Annotated in this window: 23 protein-coding genes; 10 read left to right on the top strand and 13 right to left on the bottom strand. The window is 71.8% G+C overall.

Going from position 1 to position 22435, the window contains the following annotated elements:
• Positions 1-15: 15 nt before the first annotated feature.
• Positions 16-864 (bottom strand): alpha/beta fold hydrolase, encoded by an 849-nt coding sequence (locus V1457_RS22055; RefSeq protein ID WP_200072440.1) that lies wholly within the window; start codon positions 862-864, stop codon positions 16-18.
• A 278-nt stretch (positions 865-1142) separates the two neighbouring features.
• Here V1457_RS22055 and V1457_RS22060 point away from each other — a divergent pair, with 278 nt between their 5' ends.
• Positions 1143-2324 (top strand): macrolide family glycosyltransferase, encoded by a 1182-nt coding sequence (locus V1457_RS22060; protein WP_338596473.1) that lies wholly within the window; start codon positions 1143-1145, stop codon positions 2322-2324.
• A 287-nt stretch (positions 2325-2611) separates the two neighbouring features.
• On the opposite strand, the gene V1457_RS22065 is transcribed toward V1457_RS22060, so the two are convergent.
• Positions 2612-2944, bottom strand: coding sequence for a helix-turn-helix transcriptional regulator (locus V1457_RS22065; protein ID WP_233628138.1), 333 nt, complete (start codon positions 2942-2944; stop codon positions 2612-2614).
• 177 nt (positions 2945-3121) lie between these two features.
• Here V1457_RS22065 and V1457_RS22070 point away from each other — a divergent pair, with 177 nt between their 5' ends.
• Complete coding sequence (locus V1457_RS22070) at positions 3122-4258, top strand: NADH:flavin oxidoreductase (protein WP_200072442.1); 1137 nt, start codon at positions 3122-3124, stop codon at positions 4256-4258.
• 184 nt (positions 4259-4442) lie between these two features.
• Here the strand turns inward: V1457_RS22070 and V1457_RS22075 are convergent, their stop codons facing one another.
• From V1457_RS22075 to V1457_RS22100, 6 genes are all read right to left on the bottom strand, one after another.
• Positions 4443-5018: a cupin gene (locus V1457_RS22075; RefSeq protein ID WP_338596476.1), complete on the bottom strand. Its 576-nt coding sequence runs from the start codon at positions 5016-5018 to the stop codon at positions 4443-4445.
• Between the two features lie 48 nt (positions 5019-5066).
• Complete coding sequence (mtnB, locus tag V1457_RS22080; protein ID WP_338596478.1) at positions 5067-5708, bottom strand: methylthioribulose 1-phosphate dehydratase; 642 nt, start codon at positions 5706-5708, stop codon at positions 5067-5069.
• Positions 5705-6421, bottom strand: coding sequence for an acireductone synthase (gene mtnC / locus V1457_RS22085; RefSeq protein WP_338596479.1), 717 nt, complete (start codon positions 6419-6421; stop codon positions 5705-5707). Before mtnC ends, mtnB begins: the two co-directional genes overlap by 4 nt.
• The gene (locus tag V1457_RS22090; protein ID WP_338596481.1) at positions 6418-7479 is read right to left on the bottom strand and encodes a s-methyl-5-thioribose-1-phosphate isomerase; all 1062 of its coding nucleotides are present in this window, start codon (positions 7477-7479) and stop codon (positions 6418-6420) included. Before V1457_RS22090 ends, mtnC begins: the two co-directional genes overlap by 4 nt.
• Positions 7480-7630: 151 nt before the next feature.
• Complete coding sequence (locus V1457_RS22095; RefSeq protein ID WP_338596483.1) at positions 7631-8482, bottom strand: putative protein N(5)-glutamine methyltransferase; 852 nt, start codon at positions 8480-8482, stop codon at positions 7631-7633.
• A 23-nt stretch (positions 8483-8505) separates the two neighbouring features.
• Positions 8506-9078: a hypothetical protein gene (locus tag V1457_RS22100; protein ID WP_338596484.1), complete on the bottom strand. Its 573-nt coding sequence runs from the start codon at positions 9076-9078 to the stop codon at positions 8506-8508.
• A gap of 438 nt (positions 9079-9516) precedes the next feature.
• On the opposite strand from V1457_RS22100, the gene V1457_RS22105 reads away from it, so the two are divergent.
• Together V1457_RS22105 and V1457_RS22110 are read left to right on the top strand one after the other, a co-directional pair.
• A complete protein-coding gene (locus V1457_RS22105; protein WP_200072446.1) occupies positions 9517-10095 on the top strand; it encodes an isochorismatase family protein in 579 nt (192 codons plus the stop codon).
• 227 nt (positions 10096-10322) lie between these two features.
• The gene (locus tag V1457_RS22110; RefSeq protein ID WP_338596486.1) at positions 10323-10814 is read left to right on the top strand and encodes a DUF1992 domain-containing protein; all 492 of its coding nucleotides are present in this window, start codon (positions 10323-10325) and stop codon (positions 10812-10814) included.
• On the opposite strand, the gene V1457_RS22115 is transcribed toward V1457_RS22110, so the two are convergent.
• Positions 10815-11462 carry a DUF899 domain-containing protein gene (locus tag V1457_RS22115; RefSeq protein ID WP_338596488.1) on the bottom strand — a complete coding sequence of 216 codons (648 nt, stop codon included), beginning with the start codon at positions 11460-11462 and terminating at the stop codon, positions 10815-10817.
• Between the two features lie 130 nt (positions 11463-11592).
• Here V1457_RS22115 and V1457_RS22120 point away from each other — a divergent pair, with 130 nt between their 5' ends.
• Together V1457_RS22120 and V1457_RS22125 are read left to right on the top strand one after the other, a co-directional pair.
• Positions 11593-12186 carry a pyridoxamine 5'-phosphate oxidase family protein gene (locus tag V1457_RS22120; protein ID WP_338596490.1) on the top strand — a complete coding sequence of 198 codons (594 nt, stop codon included), beginning with the start codon at positions 11593-11595 and terminating at the stop codon, positions 12184-12186.
• Positions 12187-12299: 113 nt separating this feature from the next.
• Positions 12300-13070 carry an exonuclease domain-containing protein gene (locus tag V1457_RS22125; RefSeq protein ID WP_338596492.1) on the top strand — a complete coding sequence of 257 codons (771 nt, stop codon included), beginning with the start codon at positions 12300-12302 and terminating at the stop codon, positions 13068-13070.
• A gap of 18 nt (positions 13071-13088) precedes the next feature.
• On the opposite strand, the gene V1457_RS22130 is transcribed toward V1457_RS22125, so the two are convergent.
• On the bottom strand, positions 13089-13727 hold the full coding sequence (locus V1457_RS22130) for an HD domain-containing protein (RefSeq protein ID WP_200072451.1): 639 nt from the start codon (positions 13725-13727) through the stop codon (positions 13089-13091).
• 221 nt (positions 13728-13948) lie between these two features.
• Here V1457_RS22130 and V1457_RS22135 point away from each other — a divergent pair, with 221 nt between their 5' ends.
• The 4 genes from V1457_RS22135 (at position 13949) to V1457_RS22150 (ending at position 19388) form a co-directional block, all read left to right on the top strand.
• Positions 13949-14797 carry an oxidoreductase gene (locus V1457_RS22135; protein ID WP_200072452.1) on the top strand — a complete coding sequence of 283 codons (849 nt, stop codon included), beginning with the start codon at positions 13949-13951 and terminating at the stop codon, positions 14795-14797.
• Entirely contained in the window at positions 14797-15411 is a 615-nt protein-coding gene (locus V1457_RS22140; RefSeq protein ID WP_338596495.1) for a TetR/AcrR family transcriptional regulator, read from the top strand. Before V1457_RS22135 ends, V1457_RS22140 begins: the two co-directional genes overlap by 1 nt.
• Before the next feature lie 138 nt (positions 15412-15549).
• The gene (locus V1457_RS22145; RefSeq protein WP_338596497.1) at positions 15550-18738 is read left to right on the top strand and encodes a carboxyl transferase domain-containing protein; all 3189 of its coding nucleotides are present in this window, start codon (positions 15550-15552) and stop codon (positions 18736-18738) included.
• Positions 18739-18839: 101 nt separating this feature from the next.
• Positions 18840-19388, top strand: coding sequence for a GNAT family N-acetyltransferase (locus V1457_RS22150; protein WP_200072455.1), 549 nt, complete (start codon positions 18840-18842; stop codon positions 19386-19388).
• A gap of 125 nt (positions 19389-19513) precedes the next feature.
• Here V1457_RS22150 and V1457_RS22155 read toward each other — a convergent pair whose 3' ends face one another.
• Genes V1457_RS22155 through V1457_RS22165 form a run of 3 tightly spaced genes read right to left on the bottom strand, consistent with a single transcriptional unit; the run spans position 19514 to position 22427 of the window.
• Positions 19514-20140 carry an LUD domain-containing protein gene (locus tag V1457_RS22155; RefSeq protein ID WP_200072456.1) on the bottom strand — a complete coding sequence of 209 codons (627 nt, stop codon included), beginning with the start codon at positions 20138-20140 and terminating at the stop codon, positions 19514-19516.
• Positions 20137-21663 (bottom strand): LutB/LldF family L-lactate oxidation iron-sulfur protein, encoded by a 1527-nt coding sequence (locus tag V1457_RS22160; RefSeq protein WP_338596500.1) that lies wholly within the window; start codon positions 21661-21663, stop codon positions 20137-20139. The genes V1457_RS22155 and V1457_RS22160 overlap by 4 nt, the downstream gene beginning before the upstream one ends.
• A complete protein-coding gene (locus V1457_RS22165; RefSeq protein WP_338596502.1) occupies positions 21660-22427 on the bottom strand; it encodes a (Fe-S)-binding protein in 768 nt (255 codons plus the stop codon). The genes V1457_RS22160 and V1457_RS22165 overlap by 4 nt, the downstream gene beginning before the upstream one ends.
• Positions 22428-22435 lie beyond the last annotated feature (8 nt).

Raw genomic sequence — 22435 nt, forward strand, 5'->3', positions numbered from 1 at the left:
GACGGCACAACGGGCTCAGCCGGTGGTGGCCGGTTCCGCGACGCGGGAGGTCAGAAAGCTCAGCAGGTCCCGCTCGAACGCGTCCCGGTACGACCCCGCCAGCCCGTGCGGCGCCCCGGAATACACCTGCAACGTCGCATGCGGGATCAACTGGGCGGACTTGTTCGCCGCGGCCTGGATCGGCACGATCTGGTCGTCGTCGCCGTGCGCGACCAGCGTGGGCATCTCGAAGCGGCGCAGATCGTCGGTGAAGTCGGTCTCGGAGAACGCCGCCACGCACTCCAGCGCCGCGTTGATCGCGACCTGCATCCCCATCAGCCAGAACGCGCTGCGCGCCCCGTGGGTGATCGTCGAACCCGCCCGGTCGGCGCCGTAGAAGGACGCGGAGAAGTCCCAGAGGAACTGCGAACGGTCCCCGCGCACGCTCTTGCGGATGTCGTCGAAGACCTCCATCGGCGTGCCCTCCGGGTTGTTCGGCGTGCGCAGCATCAGCGGCGGCACCGCACCCAGCAGCACCGCCTTGGCCACCCGGGAACCGCCGTGCCTGCCGATGTAGCGGGCGATCTCGCCGCCGCCGGTGGAATGCCCGACCAGCACCGCTTCCCGCAGATCCAGCGAGTCCAGCAGCGCGGAGAGATCGTCGGCGTAGGTGTCCATGTCGTGGCCGCGCCACGGCTGCCCGGAACGCCCGTGCCCGCGCCGGTCGTGCGCGATGGCGCGGAATCCGTGCGAGGCGACCAGGTTCAGCTGCTCGTCCCACGCGTCGGCGTTGAGCGGCCAGCCGTGGCTGAACACGACCGGCGGGCCGGCTCCCCAGTCCTTGTAGAAGATGCCGGTTCCGTCGCGGGTGGTGATCATCGGCATGGTCGGAGTCCTTCCTGCCTCGGGCGTCCGCAGGCGAACGTCTCGCCTGCGCCACCGGGCGTTCCCGCCCCGGCCGGGTGGTGACTCGGGACTTTGTGCCCGAACTGGTGCCGTCGCTGCGATCAGGGCGTCGTCGAGAGGGCAGCTCCGCGCGTGCGTCGAGTGCCGCAGCGCGATCGTGAGCATCGCCGCAAAACCGGGTCGCGGACACACCGCGTCCCGCGCGGCGGGCAGAATCACGGCAGGGCAGTCCCGCATCGACAGCGCGAAGGGGAGTCGTGAAAAAGCACATCGCCATGGTCTCGGTCCCGGCCCACGGGCACATCAACCCGACGCTGCCGCTGGTCGACGAACTCACCCGGCGCGGGCACCGGGTCAGCTACGCCACCGGCGAGAGCATGCTGGAGACCGTCGAGGCCGCCGGTGCCGCGCCGGTGCGGATGCCTTCGCAGATGCCGGACGTCTCGCTGGTGCAGAACCGCGCGATGTCGATCGAGACGCTGCTGTCGATGATGAGCTTCATGCGCGACCAGGTCACCGACGCGTTCCCGGTGCTTCAGGAGCACTTCCGCGCCGACCCGCCGGAGGTGATCTGCACCGACATGATGAGCGTGGTCGGGCGGATGCTCGCCGACAAGCTCGGCACCCGCGACGTGGCGCTGCTGCCCAGCTTCGCCGCCAACGAGCACTTCGACTTGCACGACCGGATGGCCCAGCACGTCGACTTCACCGATCCGCGGATGCAGCAGAGCCAGCAGGAGTTCGCCGCGCTGGGCGAGCGCTTCGGGGTCCGCACCGAGCTGATGTCGATGCGCAGCGAGCCCGCGCCGGTGAACCTGGTGTTCCTGCCGAACCGCCTGCAACCGGCCGCCGAAACCTTCGACGAGCGCTACCACTTCATCGGCCCCTGCCTGGGCCGCCGCGCCGAGCAGGACTACCACCCGGCCGACGAGCAGGCCCCGCTGCTGTTCGTCTCGCTGGGCACCGCGTTCAACCACCGGCCGGACTTCTACCGGCTGTGCCTGGAGGCGTTCGCCGACAGCCGCTGGCAGGTGGCGATGTCCATCGGCGGCACCGTCGATGTCTCCGAGCTGGGCACCATCCCCGGCAACATCGACATCCGCCCGTCGTTCCCGCAGCCCGGGGTGCTGCGGCGCGCTTCGGCGTTCATCACGCACAACGGGATGGGCTCGACGATGGAGGCGCTGTACTACGGGGTGCCGCAGCTCGGGCTGCCGCAAATGCCCGAGCAGGAGGCCAACGCCGACCGCGTCGCCGAACTCGGCCTCGGCAAGCGCCTGGACGAGAATCAGCTCGACGCCGACCGGCTGCGCGCGGCCGTCGAGCAGATCGCCGCCGACGAGCAGGTCCGCGACAACCTCGCCGAGATGCGCGAACACGTGCGCGGCGCGGGCGGCCCCATCGCAGGCGCCGACATCATCGAGAACCAAGCCGCCTGACCGAGGGTCTTGTCGGCAGCAGGTCCCGCCGCGACCTGCCCGGGCGAGGTTACCGGCGACGCAGGCGCCCGGTGCCGGCCGACAGCGAGCACGACTGCGCCGGTCGGCCGGTTCGCCGCGTTCGCGGCGTCGAACATGGCGCGATCCGGTGGGCCCTCGGCGCTGCCGATCGAGAACGGATCAGCGAGATCGTTGATGCCGGTCATCGCGCGTGTGAACTCGTCTGTTGCTGAGCCGAGGTCGTGCGTTCGCGGCAGCCTGCCGGGGCGTCTCGGCGCCCGGCAGCGCTACTCGGCCGCGAGCACGGCAGTCAGCAGGCCGGGGAAGTGTCGTTGCAGCTCGGCGGTGCGCAGTTCGCTGTAGCGCGCCGTGCCCTCGTCGTACTGGGCGATGATGCCGCTGTCGCGCAGCACTTTGAAGTGGTGCGTCGAGGTCGACTTGGACACGGTGAGCCCGAAAGCCCCGCAGCTCATCGGCTGCTCCGCGCGCGCCAGCGCGCGGACGATCTCCAACCGGACCGGTTCGCCGAGCGCGCGCAGCACCTGATCCACCCGAACCTCGCCCAGATCCGGACGGGGCAGCATCTTTCGAGCGCCGCGCTGGTGCCGCGTGGTGACCATGCCCACATTGTACGACGGAATTCGTACAAGCCGTCCCGTCGTTGCGCGGTTGGTACGACAGCGATCGTACAACTCGGCGCGGCTGGCGCGTTTTGCCGAACTGAAGCGAACGATGCCCAGTCCGCGCCTGCTCCGCAGGACGGCCCCGAACCTCCCGGGAAGGAGACAGCAGGCGGTATGTCGACCAGCACCCGTGCGCGGCTGTTCGAGCCTTACCAGCTCGGCAGCGTCGAACTGCGCAACCGCACCGCGCTGGCCCCCATGACGCGGGTGAGCGCAGCACCGGACGGCACGGTCTCCGACCGCATCCGGGAGTACTACCGCATCTTCGCGGCCGGCGGGTTCGCCGCGCTGATCACCGAGGGGCTCTACATCGACACCGCGCACAGCGCCGGCTACTTCGGCCAGCCCGGCATCGCCACCGACGCGCACGTGCAGTCGTGGCGCCCGGTCACCGAGGCCGTGCGCGGCGAGGGGTCGACCATCATCGCCCAGCTCATGCATGCCGGACCGCAGGTCCAGGGCAACGCATTCGGACTGGGGCCGCTCGGCCCCACCGACAAGCCCGCGCGCGGCGAACAGCTGCCGTTCTACCGCGGATCCGGGCCTTTCCCCGTCCCGTCCGCGATGACCATCGCCGACATCGGCGAGGTCCGCCAGGCCTTCGTCGACTCGGCGCTGCGCGCCCGCGAGGCCGGCTTCGACGGCGTGGAGCTGCACGGCGCCAACGGCTACCTCCTGGACGCGTTCCTCACCGACTACCTCAACGACCGCGACGACGAGTACGGCGGCTCGCCGCGCAACCGGGTGCGGCTCACCGCCGAGGTCTGCCGGGCCGTCCGCGAGGCCGTGGGCGCGGACTTCGTCGTCGGCGTGCGCATCTCGCAGGGCAAGGTCAGCGACTCCGCGCACAAGTGGGCCGGCGGAGCCGACGAGGCCGAGGCGATCTTCACCGAGCTGGACGGGGCCGGGCTCGACTACGTCCACACCACCGAGCACATCGCCTCGGCACCGGCGTTCGCCGACGATCCGCGGCCGCTGGCGGCGCTGGCCGGCCAGTTCACCGACGCCACCGTCATCGCCAACGGCCACATCGACACCCCCGACGAAGCGGGCGTCCTGCTCGAGCAGGGCCCGGCCGACCTCGTCGCGCTCGGACAGTCGGGGCTGGCCAACCGCAACTGGCCGGAGCGGGTGCGCGCCGGCGCACCGCTCGACGACCGCTTCGTCCCACTCGACGGCGGGCTCGCCGACGTCGAGGACTGGGAACTCGACGCGGAATCCCTGCTCGCCCTCGACGAATCAGCACGCTGACCCGTCGTACGCCCCGGATCGTCTCCGGGTGGCGCGGTCGATCACAGCCCGCCCTGCCCGTATCCCGAGCTGCGCGCGACGGTTCGGCCAGCAGCGACCGGCTGCCGATGGCGTAGCGGGCGACGCGAACACCCGCGAAAAGGTGGCCGCACCCGCGGGTGCGGCCACCGGCGAACCCGGGGTGTCAGCCGCGGGAGGCCATCAGCTCGTCGAAGCTGGGGAACTTCTCGGCGGTGTCGGTGTTGAGGAATTCGCCGATCCAGCCGTCGTCGTCGTGGAAGAACCGGATCGAGACGAAGTCCGGGCTGGTGCCCATGTCGAACCAGTGCGTGGTGTACGCGGGCACGCTGAGCAGATCGCCCGCCTCGCACAGCACCGCGTAGACCTTGCCCTCGACGTGCAGGTAGAAGACCCCTGCTCCGCGGGCGAAGAACCGGTCCTCGTCATCGTCGTGGGTGTGCTCGGACAGGAACTTCTCCCGCGCGGCGCGGGCCTTGTCCCGCCATTCCTGGGTGTCTTCGGGTTTCATCGAGATCGCGTCGACCTTGATGTAGCCCTCCGCGTCGATGACCCGGTCCACCTCGGCGCGGTAGGCGTCCAGGACCTGTTCGGAGGACGGCAGTTCGGGCAGGTCCTGCAGCTGCCAGCGGTTGAACCGCACGCCGAGCTGCTTGAGCACATCGGCGATCTCACCGGCGTCCTCGGTGCGCAAGGTCTCCTGCTGCGGGTCGGTGTCGTTCCAGACGGTCAGCAACGTCATCGCGGCTCTCCCTTCGATCGGTCCGGTCTGCTCGGCGTTCGTCGCCGCTCAACGATCCGCGGCCAGCGCGAACGAGACCAGCCATTCCAGGCATTCGGTGCGGTGCCGCGCCTCGGCGAGGTCGCCGCCCCACACGTACAGCCCGTGGCGGGCCACGATCAACGCCGGGGTCGCCGCGTCGAAACCGGCCTCGAACGCCGCGCCCAATACGCCCATGTCCTGGCTGTTGGGCACCACCGGCACCCGCATTTCGTCGTCGTGGGCGGCGCGGCCGAGTCCTTTGAGCATCTCCAGGTCCCGCAGCACCACCCCGTCCGGCCAGCGCTCGGCCGCCAGCACCGGCGCCAGCACGTGCACGTGCACCACCGCGCCCGCGCCGGAACGCGCCGCGATGCGCGCGTGCAGCCCGGCTTCGGCCGAGGGGCGCACGTCCGGGCGCGGCTGGTCCGGCACGGCCGCACCGGCCTGATCGACCACGACCACGTCCTCGGCGCCGAGCTCGCCCTTGTCCCGGCCGCTGGTCGTCACCGCCAGCCGAAGCGGGTCGTCGCGCAGCCGCACCGACAGGTTCCCGGAGGTGCCGCGCATCCAGCCCAGCGCGGCGAACCTGGCCGACTCGGCGGCCAGCGCCTGCCCGGCGCGGTGCAGCTCGGCCGCGCTCACCTGCGAGGCAGCGGTCGCCTGGCTCATGCGGGCACCTCGATGCTGATGTCGCCGAACGTCGCCACCGCCGGATGCGTGCCGAAATCGGCCGCGGCGTAGGGCTCGCCGGGCCGTGCCAGGCCGACCGTGCGCCACCCGGCTTCGGCGGCCGCGTCCAGTTCGGCGGGCACGTCGGAGGCGAACAGCACCTGCTTCGGCTCGCCGAGCACGTCGCTCATCGCCCGGTACGAGGCGGCTTCGCGTTTCGGGCCCGCGTTGGCGGTGTCGAAGTGGTGGGTGAACAACTCCCGCAGATCCCCGTGATCGGTGTTGGAGAACGACGCGACCTGCGCGGCCACCGAACCCGACGAGAACACCGCCAGGCCCGCGCCCTGCTCGCGGTAGTGCAGCAGCGCCCCCGGCACGTCCGCGAACAGCTCGGTGCGCAGTTCCTTGTCGGCGTAGCCGCGCTGCCAGATCAGCCCTTGCAGCGTCTTCAGCGGGGTGGCTTTGCGGTCGGCGTCCATCCACTCGTGCAGCACCGCCACGACCTGCGACGTGCCCGCGTCGGCGGCGAGCCCGGCCTCGTCGCGCACCTGGGCCACCGCCGAGGACACCTGCGGGTCCTGCGGGTGCGCGTCGATCCACGGCCCCAGCCGCGGCCGGGCGTAGTCGTAGAGCACCTCGTGGACCTGGCTGGTCGCGGTCAGCGTGCCTTCGATGTCGAGCACAACCCAGCGGGCCGGTACCGGCGAGCTCACACAACCTCCTGTCGATCCTGCGCGGCGTAGGCGGCCAGCTCACCGGGGGCGAACGGGCCGCGGTCGGTGACCACGGTGGACACGAACCGCGGCGGCGTCACGTCGAACGCCGGGTAGTGCCCGCGCACCCGCCGGCTCGCCGTGCGCTGCCCGAGGGTGTGCAGCACCTCGTCGCCGTCGCGGTGCTCGATCGGCACGTCGGCGGCCGTGGCCGCCGCGGGGTCCGGGCCGTGGCACAGCGCGTGGAACGGCACCCCGAAGGCGTGCGCGGCCACCGCCAGCTGCAACGTACCCACCTTGTTGATCACGTGGCCGTCCAGGGTGATCCGGTCGCTGGCGGTCACCAGCGCATCGACCTCGCCCTGGCTGAACAGCGCCGCGCCCATCCCGTCGGTGACCAGCGTGGCCGCCACGCCCATCTCGGCCAGCGTCTCGGCGGTCAGCCGCGCGCCCTGCAGGTACGGGCGGGTTTCGGTGCAGAAGAACCGCAGCTGCTTGCCCGCCCGCTGAGCCGCGGCGACCGTCTCGGTCAAGTACAGATCGCCCCAGCAGTGCGTGAGCACCGCGCCGTCGTCGGGCAGCAGCGCCGCGGCCGCCTCGCCCATCGCGCGGCTGCGGTCGCGGTAGTCGGCGTCACCGGCCCGCGCCCCGGCGAGCGCGGCCGCGGCCAGCTCGGCAGGCGAGTCCTCGCCCCTGGCGCGGGCCGCGTCGACCTCGCCGAGCACCCACGCCACCGCCAGCCGCTGGTGGTCGTTGGTGGGCCGGGTGGCGATGAGCCGGTCGGCTGCGGCGGACAGGCGCTGGGAGAACTCGCCGGGACGGTGCTCGGCGGCGTCGCGGGCGGCCAGCACCATGCCCCACAGCGCGGCGAAGTACGGGCCGCTGGACTGGGTGACCATTTGCTCGATCGCGCAGGCGACCTGCTCGAGGTCGCGGGCGTGCACCCACCGGTGCTCGAACGGGAACACCCGCCGGTCCAGCAGGTGTACCCCGTCCTCGGCCGGTCGCACGCTGTCGGCCAGCAGCGGGGCTGCGGGAGATCGGGTGGTCAGCGGCATCGGTGTCCTTCGGCAAAGGGATGGTTCGGGCGGCGCGGGACAGGCCCGCGCCAAGATCGGATTCGCGCTGCGGCCAGGCTAGGCGCCATCGCCTGCGTTGCCGCAACACCTTCCAGATCGCGAGACCCGGATATGCGCATGTTTTCGCCTGTCAGGGCCAGCGTAGGCGGGTCCGGTGGGAGCGCGCGGACGCTGCCTGGGCGCGGCCGAGCACCATGGTGGCGTCGAGCTCGTCGCACTGTTCGATGCTGGGGTGCAGGCCGTGCGCGGTGCAGCATTCGGCGGTGCGCGGTGCCTGGTGCCTGCTGGTCTCGATGAGCAGGTGCCCGCCGGGCGCCAACCATTCCGGCGCGCCGGCCACCACGCGGCGCTGCACCGACAGCCCGTCGGCGCCGCCGTCGAGAGCCCCCCGCGGCTCGTGCTCGCGGGCCTCGGGCGGCATGGTCGCGATCCGCTCGGTCGGCACGTAGGGCGCGTTGGCCACCAGCACGTCGATCCGGCCGCGCAAACCGTCGGGCAGTGCGGCGTAGAGGTCGCCGCGGTGCACGTGACCGCCCGGGAGGTTCTCCCGCGCACAGCGCACGGCGGCATCGTCGATGTCGGCCGCGTGCACCAGCGCGTGCGGTGCGCCCGCCGCGACCACGGCCGCCACCGCCGCGGCGCCGCAGCACAACTCGACCACGACCGGGTGCTGCCCGGCCTGCCCGGCCAATTCCAGCGCGCGGGTGGCAGGCAGCTCGGTGCGCCGCCGCGGCACGAACACCCCGGGGCGCACCACCACCCGCCGCCCGGCGAAGTGCGCATGGCCCAGCAGGTGCTCCAGCGGCAATCCGGCCACGCGGCGCTGCAGCAGGTCGGCGAGCTCGGCTGCGCCGCCTGCCGCGGAGCACAACAGCTCCGCCTCCTGCTCGGCGAAGACGCACCCGGCCGCGCGCAGGCGGGAGACGACCTCGGAGCGCGGCAGCACGCCGTCCGCGGGCCGCCCGGCGTCGGGGTTCGGCACGCGAAGACGGTATCCGGGCCGGGTCAGCCCTTCTTCTTCGGCGGGTCCTTGCGCAGCAGGTCCGGGCCGATGATGCGGCGCACCACGCGGCGGGCCAAGCTGCGGCGCTTCGCCGGAGCCCGCTGCGTGGACGGATCACGCTGCGTGGACGGCCCCTGCTGGGGAGCCGGTGCGGGCATGGCGGGCTGTTCCGGGCGCACCGGCTGCTGCGGCGGGGAGACCGGGGCCAGGTCGGCGACGGTGCCACCGGCGGCCGGGGTGCCGCCGGTGGCCGGGGCCTCGGGCCGGTGCGGGGCGGGCGGGGTGCCGCCGGGCGCCGGTGCGGGGGACGGGTCCGGGTTGAGCCGCTTGGCGAACTCGGGCCGTTCCTCGCGGATCGCGGGGATGTAGGGCTGGGTCACTTCCACCCGATCGGCAGGTGCGGGCGGACCGGCTCGCCCGAGTCCGGTGTCCGGGCGCGGTGCCGCGTCCAGGGGCAGCTCACCGGCGAAGCGAGTGGTCACCGGCCCGGCGTCGGGGCGCGGACGGCCCGGCTGCTGCTCGGGCGGCACCGCCGGCTGGAACCAAGGGCGAACAAGATCGTCTTGAATCGTCATCCGTATCGACTCTGCGGGGAGCAAACGGCCACTTTCACCAGTGGGTGACCCCACCAGCGGAGCAGACCCTACCGGTAACGGACCGGTAAAGCACCACCCTGCTGGGCCTGGCACGTGGCCGACTCACCGCGCACCGTCACCATCAGCGCCCTCAACAGGGACGATCACCGCTTGGGAAGCCTCCGGAAGCGGGATGCGTTCCCGGACACACCCGGAGCCCGGTCGCCGACGGTGACGATCAACAGGCGCGGATCACCGGCCGCGCGGCCCGCCCGCGATCACCCGTAGTACCGGGCGGAGATCACTTTCGCAGTTCCGGCCGCCGAACCGTGCGCGCGTCCGGCGCCGCAGGGCAGACCCGCAACGTGCCCCCCGCGGCGCCGGGCGGCACCCCGCGGGTGCACGATCACCGGCGATCCGGCGAGAAAGGCGATATCCATGGCTTTGAGCACGCTCGACCAGCGCACCGCGCTGGTGCTGATCGACCTGCAGCACGGCATCGTCGGCGGATCCGCCGAGCCGCACACCTCGGCGCAGGTGGTGGCCCGCTCCGTCGAACTCGCCGATGCCTTCCGCGCCAACCGGCTGCCCGTCGTGCTGGTGCGGGTCAGCTTCGCCGCCGACGGGGCCGACGCGCCCCCGGGCCGCACCGAAGGAGCCGCCCACCCGGCGCCGGAGGGCTGGGACGTGCTCGTCGATGAGGTGGCGGGCAACCCCGAGGACATCGTGGTGACCAAGCACAACTGGGGCGCGTTCCACGGCACCGACCTCGACGTGCAGCTGCGCCGCCGCGGCGTCACCCAGATCGTGCTGGGCGGGATCGCCACCAGCATGGGCGTGGAATCCACCGCCCGCGCCGCGCACGAGCACGGCTACCACGTCACGCTGGCCACCGACGCCATGTCCGACTTCGCCGCGGATGCGCACGACAACAGCGTCGGGCGGATCTTCCCGAAGCTCGGCGAAACCGGCACCACCGCCGAGGTCATCGAGCTGCTGGCAAGCACCCGCGGCTGAGCGGCCGGCAGGAAGCGTTGCGGAGCCGGTCGCTCAGGTGCCCACCAGCGAGCGGCTCCGCCGCTTGGCGAAACAGCACCGAGGCGCTGCCCGCGGGCCGAGCGCGGCCGGCTCGAAACACGGCGCGCACCGGGTCCGCGGAACCAGGCGGGCGGCTATCCTCGGAGTGCCCGGGCCCGCGCCTTGCTCGCGACGGGCCGCACCGCCTCGCCCGGGGGGAGCGTGCTGTGACCGAACGCAAACCGCTCGGCATGACCTTCGAGTCGTGGATCGACCGGCAGATCCGCGTCGCACACGAGCGCGGCGAGTTCGACGACCTCGACGGCGCGGGTGAACCGCTGCCCGGCGCGGGCAAACCGCTCGAGGAGCAGTGGTGGGTCAAGGGCTACATCGACCGCGAAGGGCTCTCCGGCGAGGCGCTGCTGCCGACGCCGCTGCAGCTGCGCAAGGAGATCGAACGGTTGCCGGAGACCGTGCAGCAGCTGCCCACCGAACAGGCCGTGCGCGAGACGGTCAGCGACCTCAACCGGCGCATCGTGGAGTGGCTGCGCAGCCCGTCCGGGCCGCGGGTGCCGCTGAGCACGGTCCGCGTCGACGACGTCGTCGAGCGCTGGCGCGGCGAGCGCAGCACCCCGCCGCCCCCGGCCACCGAGCCCGCTCCCGCGCGCCCGATGAGCCGGTGGCGCCGATTCACCCGCCTGTTGAGCGGAAAGCGCTGATCACTCGTATTCGTCGTGCAGCCGCCACCACTCGTACGGCGGCGTCTGCGGCGTCCCTTCCGGGGCGTCCTCCCAGGTCTCCTGCCTGCCCAGCGGGGTCAGATCCAGCAACGTCCAGGTGCTGCCGACCGCCTCCACCCCGCGGCCGCTGGTGAAGTAGGTGCGGAAGATCCGCTCGCCCTCGCGCAGGAACACGTTGAGCCCGAACCCGTCGGCGACGTCGAAATCGGCTTCGAAGTCGCTGCCGGCGGCCGAATACCACGGCAGCTCCCAGCCCATCCGCGTCCGGAACCGCTCGATCTCGTCGAACGGTGCGGCCGAGACCAGCACCAGCGAGGTGTCCCGGGCGTGCAGGTGCGCGAGGTGGCCGATGTTGTCGGCGAACATCGAGCAGCCCGAGCACGGGTCGGGATCGCCCGGTTGCAGCATGTGCCGGTAGACGATCAGCTGCCGCCGCCCGTCGAACAGCTCCGGCAGCCCCACGATGCCCGCCGGGCCGCGCAGCCGGTACTGCTTGGTCACCTCGAGCATCGGCATCCGGCGGCGCCGGGCGGCCAGCGCGTCCCGGGCGCGGGTGGCGGCCTTCTCCTCGGTCAGCAGCCGTTCGTGCGCGGCGCGCCACTGCTCGGCGGCAACGATCTGTCTCATCGTGTTCTCCTCCCTGCAGGCCCACGGGAAGGACCGCGGTCGCGGGCGAAACTCATCGCGGGCGCCTCGGTGCGCGATCGCCGCCTCGTATCGCATTGGAGCGGGACCGAAGACTCGTGATAATCGAGCCATGGGAAAAAGCTACGAGCGAATAGACGGTAAAGTTCGTACCTTCATCGAGGCCCAGCACATCTTCTTCACCGCGACTGCGCCCCTGGACGGCAACGGCACCGTCAACATCTCTCCGAAAGGTTTGAGCGGCTCGTTCGCCGTGCTCGACGAACGCACCATCGCCTACCTCGATTTCGCAGGCAGCAACGCCGAGACGATCGCCCACCTGCGCGAGAACGGCCGCATCACCCTGATGTGGTGCGCCTTCGACGGTCCGCCCAACATCGTGCGCGTGCACGGCCGCGGAGAGCCGGTATTCCGCGATGACGTGCGATGGGCGGAACTGATGGGGTATTTCCCGGACATCGACGCCACCGTGCACGGCCTGCGCGCGATCATCGTCGTGACCGCAGAGAAGATCCGCGACACCTGCGGGTTCGCCGTCCCGTTCATGACCTATGACCAGGACCGCACGCTGCACTCGTCGCGCTTCGCGCGCGACGACGACGAGTCACTCGACACCTACTTCCAGAAGAAGGAGCACATCGCAACCAGCATCGACGGTCTGCCGGGATTGCCGCTGCCATTGCCACCGCTTCCGCGCACCGAATAGCGCTGCGCCACCGGGGGATTCGCACCCGAACCAGGCCCCCGGCACTGCGCCGAGTGGGCTGATCCCGGCCGGTCGCGCACCACTTCGACGGTCGTGATCGATACCGTGCGCGGATGATCGCTCCTGCGCCGTCGTGGGCCGACGGGCCGCTGCTGGCCTACGACCTGGAAACCACCGGCACCGACATCGCCAACGACCGGATCGTGACCGCCACGGTCGTGACGATCACGCCCGGCCGGAAACCGGTGTCGCGCGACTGGCTGGCCGATCCCGGCGTCGAGATCCCGCCTGCGGCGACCGAGGTGCACGGCATCAGCACCGAACACGCCCGCGACAAGGGGGTTCCGGCCGAGCAGGTGGTCGCCGAGATCGCCGAGCACCTCGACGAGGTGTGGTCGGCGGGCACGCCGCTGTGCGCGTTCAACGCCTCGTTCGACCTGTCGCTGCTGGCGGCCGAGCTGTTGCGGCACCACGGCCGCGAGTTCGCCCTGCCCGGCCCGGTGGTCGACCCGATGTGCCTGGACAAGCACCTCGACCGGTACCGCAAGGGCAAGCGCACGCTGGCGGCGTTGTGCGAGCACTACCAGGTGCGACTGGAGCAGGCGCACGACTCGGCCGGGGACGCGCTCGGGGCCGCGCGGTTGGCGTGGCGGCTGGCCAAGAGCTACCCGGAGCGCATCGGCACGCTGGCCCCGGACGTGCTGCACGAGCAGCAGATCGGCTGGTACCGCGACCAGCAGCAGGACTTCGCCGGCTACCTGGAGCGGCTGGCCGGACGCGCCACCGACGCCGCCGAGGCCGAGCAGTTGCGCACCCGCGCGGCCGGGATCCGCGCCGAGGCCGACTTCTGGCCGCTGCGAGTCAGCGTGGGCGCCCTGCGCTGAGCCGGATGATCGCCGCGGTCACTCCGGCCAGTCGGAGCCTTTGATGACTTCGACGAAATCACCGCGCTCGAACCCGGGCAGGCAATGCTCGAGCACGTCGGCCTTGACGTTGCCGAAGGTCGTGTCCGGGCGGTCCTTGATGCCTTCGGTGAACGCGGCCAGGATGCGGTTTTTGAAGTCCGGGCGCGGGTGAGCCGCCACGACGGCTTCGCGTTGCTGCTCGGAGACCGCGTGGTAGCCCACGCCCAGCACGTCCAGTTCCACGCCTTGGGTCACCAGCGCGATCTCGGCGGCCATGTGCAGCGGTATCTCCGGTGTGGTGTGCAGGGCGATGCCGGTCCAGACCCGGTCGGCCCGCTCGTCGGCGATGCCGTGCGCCCGCAGGAAACGGTGCGCCTGGTCGGCGCCGTCGATCTCGAAGCGCTGGTCGGTGCGCCGGAACCGCTCGGTCAGCCCGAGGTCGTGGAACATCGCCCCGACGTAGAGCAGCTCCGGGTCGTAGCCCAGGCCCTGCTGCTCGCCGCGCAGCGATCCCCACAGGAACACGCGCCGGGAGTGGTCGAACAGCAGCGGCGCAGCGGACTCGCGCACCAGCTCGGTCGCTTCCCGCGCCAAGTCGCTGTCCGGGATCTGCACGCCCGCGATCGTTTCGCTCATCGCGCCACCTCGTCTGCGTCGTGTCCGCGTCGGCAGGCCGCCGACCTGCACCACCACTGTTCCCACCCCGACGCGGGCGGCAACCACGCGGCTCCGGAGAACCGGCCGCAGCAGCCCGTGCCGACCACCATAATCTGCATGGCGACGATAAAAATCGACGCGGTGTAGAGTTTGCGGTGAGGGAGCGGTCCGGTTCCTTCCGACTCATCCGTGGAGAAGTGATGCAGAAGCAGAAGTGGCTCATCACCGGCGTGAGCACCGGCCTGGGGCGCGCGTTCGCCGAGGCCGCCTTGGCCGCCGGTCACATCGTCGTCGGAACGGTCCGCTCCGAGCAGGACCTGCAGGCTTTCGAAGGGCTCGAACCCGGGTGCGCGCACGGCCGGATCCTGGACGTGACCGACGGCGACGCCGTCTCGAGCCTGGTCGCGGAGGTGGAGCAGAGCGTCGGCCCGTTGGATGTCGTCGTCGCCAACGCCGGCTACGGCCTGGAGGGCGTTTTCGAGGAAACCCCACTGGCCGAGGTGCGGCGGCAGTTCGAGGTCAACGTCTTCGGGGCGGTGGCGACCCTGCAGGCGGCACTGCCCCACATGCGCCGGCGACGCCGTGGACACCTGATGGCCGTCACCTCCATGGGCGGGCTCATGGCAGTGCCCGGCATGTCCGCTTACTGCGGCAGCAAGTTCGCCCTGGAAGGCATCATCGAGGCACTGGGCAAGGAGGTCGCGCAGTTCGGGATCCAGGTGACGGCGATCGAGCCCGGCTCCTTCCGCACCGACTGGGCCGGACGGTCCATGACACGCGCCGCGCAGTCCGTCGACGACTACGACGAGCTGTTCACCCCCATCCGGCAAGCGCGGCGGAAGGCGAGCGGGAAGCAGCTGGGCAACCCGGCCAAAGCCGGGGACGCCGTCGTGCACATCGCTTCGGTCGAGCAGCCGCCGGCCCACCTGGTCCTGGGCTCGGACGCGCTGCGGCTGGTCGCCGACGCGCGCACGGCCGTGGATGAGGACATCCGCGCATGGGAGACGCTCTCCCGTACGACCGACTTCGCCGAGGGCGCTGCGCTCTGATGCCCGGCCAGCACCCCGCGCGGAGTCGGCGCAGCACCGAACGCAAGGGCGATGTCCGGGAGCGGGCCATTCTGGACACCTGCGAAGCTCTGCTGGCGCAAAAGGGCTACGACGCCATGACCGTCGGCGATATCGCCCAGGGCGCCGGCATCACACGCGGCGCCCTGTACTTCTACTTCGGCTCCAAGCCAGAAGTGGTCACGGCACTCGTGGTCCGGACCGTTGCGCACCTGTGGGAGCGGTCCCGGGCCACCGCCGAAGCCGACGACCCGCGCCAGGCCATCGCAGCGGCCATGCAGCGCACCGTCGAGCTGTGGAACGAGCACGGCCTGGTCATGCGCACGGCGATCGACCTGTCGTTGACCGTGCCGGAGATCGGCGAGCTGTGGAGCCACACGGCAGACTTGTTCATCACGGCCATCACCGCCGCACTGGAACGGGCCGGCGTCCAGGCCGGCAGCGAACCCGAACAAGCCTCAGCGATGGCGCGCGCCCTGTGCTGGATGATCGAGCGGACCTTTTACCACGCCTCGCAGGAATCCCGCGAGGAACTGCAAAAGGCATCCGAGACGTGCGAACACATCTGGCTTACCTGCGCCGGGCTGATCAGCTGAGGCGGCTGCGGCGGACGGTTCGGCATGGAACCGAACCCCGTGGGGCACTGCGGCGCGGCTGTTGACCTTGCGGGGCGCGGATCATAACGTCGCGCGCATACCGACCAGTCGGTCTCACAGGGTGGTGGGAAGGTGTCGATGGACAGGTTGCTGGTCGCCAATCGCGGTGAGGTCGCCGTGCGCGTGCTGCGCGCGGCCGATGAGGCGGGGCTCGACACGGTCGCCGTGCACGCCGCCGACGATGCCGAGGCGTTGCACGTGCGCATGGCAGCCCGCTCGGTGCCGCTGCCGGGAAGCGGCCCGCCCGGGTACCTCGATGCCGCGGCGGTGCTCGAGGCGGCGCGGCGCACCGGCTGCGACGCGGTGCACCCCGGTTACGGATTCCTCGCCGAGAACGCCGATTTCGCCCGCGCCTGCCTGCGGGCGGGCCTGACCTGGGTCGGTCCTGCACCGGAGACGCTGGAGCTGCTCGGCGACAAGACCCGCGCCAGGCGGCTCGCCGAGACGCTCGGCATCCCGGTGCCGCCCGGCTGCCCGGCAGGCGAAGCCGAACGGTTCCGCGCGGGCCTGCCCGCCGGTTCGGCGGTCCTGGTCAAGGCCGTCGCCGGTGGCGGCGGGCGCGGGATGCGGGTCGTCGAACCGGGCGAGGACCTTGCCGCGGCGCTCGAGCAGGCCGGTGCGGAGGCCCTCGCCGCGTTCGGCGACGGCGAGGTGTTCGTCGAGAGGCTGCTGCCGCGCGCCCGGCACGTCGAGGTGCAGGTGCTCGCCGACTGCGACGGTGCGGTCGTGGTGCTCGGAGATCGCGACTGCAGCCTGCAGCGGCGCAGGCAGAAGCTCGTGGAGATCGCTCCGGCGCCCGACCTGCCCGAACGGGTCCGCGACGAGCTCTCCGAGGCCGCCGCGACGCTGGCCGCCGAGGCCGGATACCGCGGGCTGGGCACCTTCGAGTTCCTCATCGCCGCGGACGGGTCTTGGCACTTCATGGAGGCCAACCCGCGGCTGCAGGTCGAGCACACCGTCACCGAGCAGGTCACCGGCACCGACCTGGTCAAGGTGGCGCTGCGCATCGCGGCCGGTGCGCGGCTGGCCGAGGTCGGGCTGGTGCGCACTCCCGAACCGCGGGGCTGCGCCGTGCAGGCGCGGGTCAACACCGAAGAACTCACCGCGGGAGGCGAGGCCTTGCCCGCGACCGGCACGCTCACCGCTTACGAGCCGCCCGGCGGGCCGGGCTTGCGGGTGGACGGCTGCGGCTGCACCGGTGCCCGCATCGGTCCGCGCTACGACTCGACGCTGGCCAAGGTCATCGCCTCCGACACCGACCCGGCCGCGGCGATGCGCAAGGCGCACCGGGCGCTGGGGGAGTTCCACATCGACGGCGTGGCCACCAACCGGGCGCTGCTGCGCAGCCTGCTCTCCCGCGAGGAGGTCCTGGCGGGACCGGTGCACACCACGTTCGTCGACGAAGTCCTGTCCGAATTGGACGGTGTGCGGCGGGGCCCGGGAACCGTTGCCGCGCAAGGACTCGAGGTGGCGGCGCCGATCTCGGGCACGGTCGCCGAGCTCACCCGCGCACCCGGCGAGCAGGTCACCGAAGGAACGGTGCTGCTGGTACTGGAAGCGATGAAGATGCAGCACCCGGTGCCCGCGACCGCCGACGGGACCGTGGCCGACGTGCTGGTCGCGGTCGGCGACGTGGTCGCTGCGGGCCGATTGGTGGCACTGCTGTCACCGGGCGCGGTGAAAACCGGGCCGGACACCGCCGGGCCGGAGGTGGATCTCGACCGGCCGCGCCCGGACCTCGCCGAACTGCAGCAGCGCCGCGCGTTCACCGCGGACGCCGCGCGCCCGGAAGCCGTCGCGCGGCGGCACGCGGCCGGGCGCCGCACCGCCCGCGAGAACATCGACGACCTCTGCGACGAAGGCAGTTTCGTCGAGTACGGCGCGTTGGCGATCGCCGCGCAACGCACTCGCCGCCCGGTTGAGGACCTGGTGCAGCGCACCCCGGCCGACGGGCTGATCGCCGGAGTGGGCAGGGTCGGCGGCAACGAGTTCGGCGAGAGCTCCCGCGTCGTGGCGATGTCCTACGACTACCTGGTGCTGGCCGGAACCCAGGGCCAGCGCGGGCACGCCAAGAAGGACCGGCTGTTCGAGCTGGCCGAGCGCTCGCGGCTGCCGGTGGTGCTGTTCGCCGAAGGCGGCGGTGGCCGTCCCGGCGACACCGACGGCGCCGGGGTGACCGGGCTCGACAGCTCGGCGTTCGCGCTGTACGCGCAGCTCAGCGGCACGGTTCCGCTGGTGGGCATCGCCTCGGGCCGCTGCTTCGCGGGCAACGCCGCGCTGCTGGGCTGCTGCGACGTGGTGATCGCGACACCGGAATCCTCGATCGGGATGGGCGGCCCGGCGATGATCGAAGGCGGCGGGCTCGGCGAGTTCTCCCCGGACGAGGTCGGCCCGGCCGAGGTGCAGCGCGCCAACGGAGTGATCGACGTTGCGGCCGCCGACGACGCGGACGCGGTCGCGCTGGCACGCACATACCTGTCCTACTTCCAAGGCGACCTCGCCGACTGGGAGGCGCCGGACCAGCGCGCGCTGCGCCACGCGATACCGCAGAACCGGCTGCGGGTCTACGACATGCGTCAGGTCGTGCACGGGCTGGCCGATGTGGACTCGGTGCTGGAGCTGCGCGGCGACTTCGGCCACGGCGCGATCACCGCGCTGGCCCGGGTCGAGGGGCGCCCGCTGGGCGTGATCGCCAGCAACCCCGCCCACCTCGGCGGCGCGATCGACTCCCCGGCCGCGGACAAGATCGCCCGGTTCCTGCAGCTGTGCGACGCCTACGGGTTGCCGGTGCTGTCGCTGTGCGACACGCCGGGTTTCATGGTCGGCCCGGAAGTCGAGAAGACCGCCGCGGTGCGCCACGTCAGCCGGATCTTCGTCAACGCCGCGAACCTGGCGGTGCCGTTCGGGACCATCGTGCTGCGCAAGGGCTACGGGCTCGGCGCGCAGGCGATGGCCGCGGGCGGATTCGGGCGGCCGCGGTTCATCGTGGCGTGGCCGACCGGCGAGTTCGGCCCGATGGGGCTGGAAGGCGCGGTCCGGCTCGGCTACCGCAAGGAACTGGACGCGATCACCGATCCCGAGGCGCGCAAGCAGCGGTTCGCCGAGATGGTCGCCGCCGAGTACGAGCGCGGCAAGGCCACCAACGTGGCGTCCGCGTTCGAGATCGACGACGTCATCGACCCGGCCGAGTCGCGCCGCTGGATCACCGCGCTGCTCACCGCCGAGCGCGGACACGGCGGCACCCGGTCGTGCGTGGACACGTGGTGACCGTCCGGCGGTGGATGCGTCAGCGTGCGACCTGAGCACCCACCCCTTTCCGGTCGGCTCCACCGGACAAGTCCAGAATCAGCGTCGGGAGGGGCAACGCCATGACGATCACGGTCCGCCGATCCGGCCCTGCCGACCGCCCGGCGATCCTTTCGCTGCTGGACGCCGCCCGCGGCGACGAGCTGTCTGCAGCGCAGCGGGCCGAGCGCGGTTTCGTGCAGGGCACCTTGGACGAGCAGCTGCTCGCCCGGTTCCAGGCCGATCTCGGCGTGTTCGTCGCCGAGGACGGCGGCGTGCTCGCCGGTTTCGCCATGACCACCGAACCGGACGTGGTCACCGGTGGCCCGCCGGTGCCGACCGTGGCCACGGCCCGGCAGAACCTGGCGGCCTCGACGCGGTTCTTCCTGTACGGTCCGGCCGCGGTGGACCGGCGTTTCCAGGGGCGCGGGGTGCTGACGATGCTGCTGGCCGGGCTCAGCCGGGAACTCTCCGGCCGGTTCGATCGAGGTGTGGCGTTCGTACAGGCGGCGAACGAGAAGTCGCTCGCGGTGCACCGCCACTACGGCATGAGCGAGATCGGGCGGTTCGACCACCGCGGCAGCGACTACCGGGTGTTCGCATTCGACCCGGCGAAGTTCGCCACTCGATGATCGACGTCGAAACCGGTGGACCCGGAGTCGGCTCGGCCGGAGCCGACCGGCCGAGCCGATTTTCCGCACCGCCGGTGGGCTCGCGCCAGGCGGTCCGCGAGAGGCAGGTCGAGCGGGAGAACTCCTCAGACGTCGGTGCGGATCACGACCTCCAGGGTGCGCGGGCCGTGCACGCCTTCGACCCGGTCGAGTTCGATGTCCGAGGTGGCCGACGGGCCGCTGATCAGCGTCGTCGGACGTTCCGGCACCAGCAGCGCGACCGCTTCGGGCACCCCGGCCACCACCGAGGACGCGTCGACGACGCACACGTGCAGGTCCGGCACGAGGCTCAGCGCGCGGCGCCCCTGCTCGGCCGTGCCGTCCAGGAAGATCGTGCCGGTTTCCGCGCAGGTCACCGCCGAGGACGTCACGACCCCGTCGAACCGGTTGAGCTGCGCCGCAGGCCCGGAGGTGTCGACTTCGACCTCGCCGGCGAACTCGGCCAGCCACGAACGCGCCAGCCCGGCCGGGATTCCGACGCGACCGGCACCGCGCGCGTGCAGTGCGGCCGCGATGGTCGCGGCTGTCTCGTCCGCGGTGCAGCGGTGCACCGCGGCCTTGTAGTCGACGAGCCGGTCCTCGAGCAGCTCCAGCCGCTGCTCGACGGGCAAGCTGCGGCCGCGCCGGTAGTCGCGGGGGACCTCGACCGGTTCGGCCGGCGCCAGCTCGAGCGCGCCGCGGATCCGGCTGAGCACGGTTTCGCGGGAATTCACTGGGCACCTCCCCGCGACTCGCGGCGGGCCTCGTCGATCGTGCCGCGGCCCTCGGCGGAGTCCCACCACTCGCGGAAGGTCTGCCGCGGCGGGGCGGGCAGATCGCGCGAACCGGTCCAGGCGTTCAACGGCGGCGGCAGGCTGCTGATCCGCCCGTCCGCACCGCCGAGCACCCGTCCCAGCCGGGCGGCGCGTTGCGCGGTGGTGAACCGCTTCGCCGAGGACATCGCCAGCGACGCGGCCTTCATCACCGCAGCCTCCCCGCGCGGCGGGGCCTGCTCGACGTGCTGGTGGCGCAGTTCCACCAGCAGCGACGGAATGTCGATCTTGACCGGGCAGGCGTCGTAGCACGCCCCGCACAGGCTCGAGGCGTACGGCAGGGAAGCGTTCGGGTCGTGCGACTGCTCGTGCATCCCGGCCAGCTGCGGGGTCAGCACCGCCCCGATCGGCCCGGGATAGGTCGAGCCGTAGGCGTGCCCGCCGGTGCGTTCGTACACCGGGCACACGTTCAGGCAAGCCGAGCAGCGGATGCAGTGCAGCGCCTCGCGGCCCACCTTGTCGGCCAGCGCGGCGGTGCGGCCGTTGTCCAGCAGCACCAGGTGGAACTCCTGCGGCCCGTCGCCGTCGGTGACCCCGGTCCACATCGAGGTGTAGGGGTTCATCCGCTCCCCGGTGGACGAGCGCGGCAGCAGCTGCAGGAACACCTCCAGGTCGGCGAAGGCGGGGATGAGCTTCTCGATGCCCATCACGCTGATCAGCGTTTCCGGCATGGTCAGGCACATCCGGCCGTTGCCTTCGGATTCGACGACCGAGAGCGTGCCGGTCTCGGCGACGCCGAAGTTCGCACCCGAGATCGCCACCGGGCAGCGCATGAACTTCTCGCGCAGGAACGTGCGCGCCGCGGCGGCGAGCTGCTCGGGGTCGTCGTCGAGGTCCGGGTCGACGCCCGGCATCTCGCGCTGGAAGATCTCGCGGATCTCGGCGCGGTTGCGGTGGATCGCGGGCACCAGGATGTGCGAGGGCCGGTCGTGTCCCAATTGGACGATCAGCTCGGCGAGGTCGGTCTCGACCGCGGCGATGCCCTCGGACTCCAGGTGCTCGTTGAGCCCGATCTCCTGGGTGGCCATCGATTTGACCTTCAACGCCTCGTCGGAGCCGGTCGCGCGGACCAGTCCGGTGACGATTTCGTTGGCCTCGGCGGCATCGCGGGCCCAGTGCACCGTGCCGCCGCGGGCGGTCACGGCTGCTTCGAACTGCTCCAGCAGCTCGGGCAGCCGGGCGAGCACGTCGGCTTTGACCGCGGCTCCGGCCGAGCGCAGTTCTTCCCAGTCGGGCAGTTCGCCGGTCACCGCCAGGCGCTTGTCGCGGATCGTGCGAGTGGCCTTGCCGACGTTGCGGCGCAGCTGGGTGTTGCCCAGCTCGGTGTGCGCGGCGGCCGGGAACGGTTCGCTGCCGCGCAGGTTGCCGGTGCTGCGCGGCGCGCGCGGCGGCGCTGCGGGCAGGCCCAGGAACGTGCGGCTCATGCCGGTGCCCCCTGTTTGGGTCGGACGGACTTCTCGGTGGAGGCCAGGATCTCGGCCAGGTGCACGGTGCCGATGCCGGTGCGCAGCCGCGAGAGCCCGCCGCCGATGTGCATCAGGCACGAGGAGTCGCCTGCGCTGCAGAACTCGGCGTCGGTGCCGGTGATGTTGCGCATCTTGTCGGCGAGCATCGCGGTGGAGGTCTCGGCGTTCTTCAGCGCGAACGTGCCGCCGAACCCGCAGCACTGGTCGGCTTCGGGCAGCTCGGCCAGGTCGATCGCGCGCACCGCGCGCAGCAGCCGCAGCGGCTTGTCGCCGACCCGCAGCATCCGCAGCGAATGGCAGGTGGGGTGGTAGGTCACCCGGTGCGGGAAGTACGCGCCGACGTCGACGACGCCGAGTACGTCGACGAGGAATTCGGCGAGTTCGTAGGTCTTCGCGCTGCTGCGGGCGACCTGCTCGCGCTGCGCGGGCGTGCCGTAGCGCTCGGCGACGATCTCGTGCTGGTGGCGGATCGAGCCCACGCACGAACCCGACGGTGCGACCACGGCGTCGATGGACTCGTCGGCGAACTCTTCCGCGTAGTTGCCCACCAGCGGCAGCGAATCGGGCTGGTAGCCGGTGTTGACGTGCATCTGCCCGCAGCAGGTCTGCCCCGGCGGGAACACCACGTCCACGCCGAGCCTGCTCAACAGGATCGCGGTGGCTTTGACGGCGTCGGGGAACAAGGTGTCCCCGAGGCAGGTGGCGAACAGCGCGACCCGCATACCAACCC

The organism is Saccharopolyspora sp. SCSIO 74807, assembly GCF_037023755.1.
Classification (GTDB): Bacteria; Actinomycetota; Actinomycetes; order Mycobacteriales; family Pseudonocardiaceae; genus Saccharopolyspora_C; species Saccharopolyspora_C galaxeae.

What these genes read in the sequence shown, in the direction of transcription:
- V1457_RS22165 (WP_338596502.1), bottom strand. Translation starts at nt 22,427, where the DNA reads ATGCGGGTCGCGCTGTTCGCCACCTGCCTCGGGGACACCTTGTTCCCC.
- V1457_RS22125 (WP_338596492.1), top strand. Translation starts at nt 12,300, where the DNA reads ATGATCGCTCCTGCGCCGTCGTGGGCCGACGGGCCGCTGCTGGCCTAC.
- V1457_RS22145 (WP_338596497.1), top strand. Translation starts at nt 15,550, where the DNA reads ATGGACAGGTTGCTGGTCGCCAATCGCGGTGAGGTCGCCGTGCGCGTG.
- V1457_RS22140 (WP_338596495.1), top strand. Translation starts at nt 14,797, where the DNA reads ATGCCCGGCCAGCACCCCGCGCGGAGTCGGCGCAGCACCGAACGCAAG.
- mtnB (WP_338596478.1), bottom strand. Translation starts at nt 5,708, where the DNA reads ATGAGCCAGGCGACCGCTGCCTCGCAGGTGAGCGCGGCCGAGCTGCAC.
- V1457_RS22075 (WP_338596476.1), bottom strand. Translation starts at nt 5,018, where the DNA reads ATGACGTTGCTGACCGTCTGGAACGACACCGACCCGCAGCAGGAGACC.
- V1457_RS22090 (WP_338596481.1), bottom strand. Translation starts at nt 7,479, where the DNA reads ATGCCGCTGACCACCCGATCTCCCGCAGCCCCGCTGCTGGCCGACAGC.
- V1457_RS22120 (WP_338596490.1), top strand. Translation starts at nt 11,593, where the DNA reads ATGGGAAAAAGCTACGAGCGAATAGACGGTAAAGTTCGTACCTTCATC.
- V1457_RS22130 (WP_200072451.1), bottom strand. Translation starts at nt 13,727, where the DNA reads ATGAGCGAAACGATCGCGGGCGTGCAGATCCCGGACAGCGACTTGGCG.
- V1457_RS22150 (WP_200072455.1), top strand. Translation starts at nt 18,840, where the DNA reads ATGACGATCACGGTCCGCCGATCCGGCCCTGCCGACCGCCCGGCGATC.
- V1457_RS22070 (WP_200072442.1), top strand. Translation starts at nt 3,122, where the DNA reads ATGTCGACCAGCACCCGTGCGCGGCTGTTCGAGCCTTACCAGCTCGGC.
- V1457_RS22160 (WP_338596500.1), bottom strand. Translation starts at nt 21,663, where the DNA reads ATGAGCCGCACGTTCCTGGGCCTGCCCGCAGCGCCGCCGCGCGCGCCG.
- V1457_RS22115 (WP_338596488.1), bottom strand. Translation starts at nt 11,462, where the DNA reads ATGAGACAGATCGTTGCCGCCGAGCAGTGGCGCGCCGCGCACGAACGG.
- V1457_RS22055 (WP_200072440.1), bottom strand. Translation starts at nt 864, where the DNA reads ATGCCGATGATCACCACCCGCGACGGAACCGGCATCTTCTACAAGGAC.
- V1457_RS22100 (WP_338596484.1), bottom strand. Translation starts at nt 9,078, where the DNA reads ATGACGATTCAAGACGATCTTGTTCGCCCTTGGTTCCAGCCGGCGGTG.
- V1457_RS22065 (WP_233628138.1), bottom strand. Translation starts at nt 2,944, where the DNA reads ATGGTCACCACGCGGCACCAGCGCGGCGCTCGAAAGATGCTGCCCCGT.
- V1457_RS22135 (WP_200072452.1), top strand. Translation starts at nt 13,949, where the DNA reads ATGCAGAAGCAGAAGTGGCTCATCACCGGCGTGAGCACCGGCCTGGGG.
- V1457_RS22105 (WP_200072446.1), top strand. Translation starts at nt 9,517, where the DNA reads ATGGCTTTGAGCACGCTCGACCAGCGCACCGCGCTGGTGCTGATCGAC.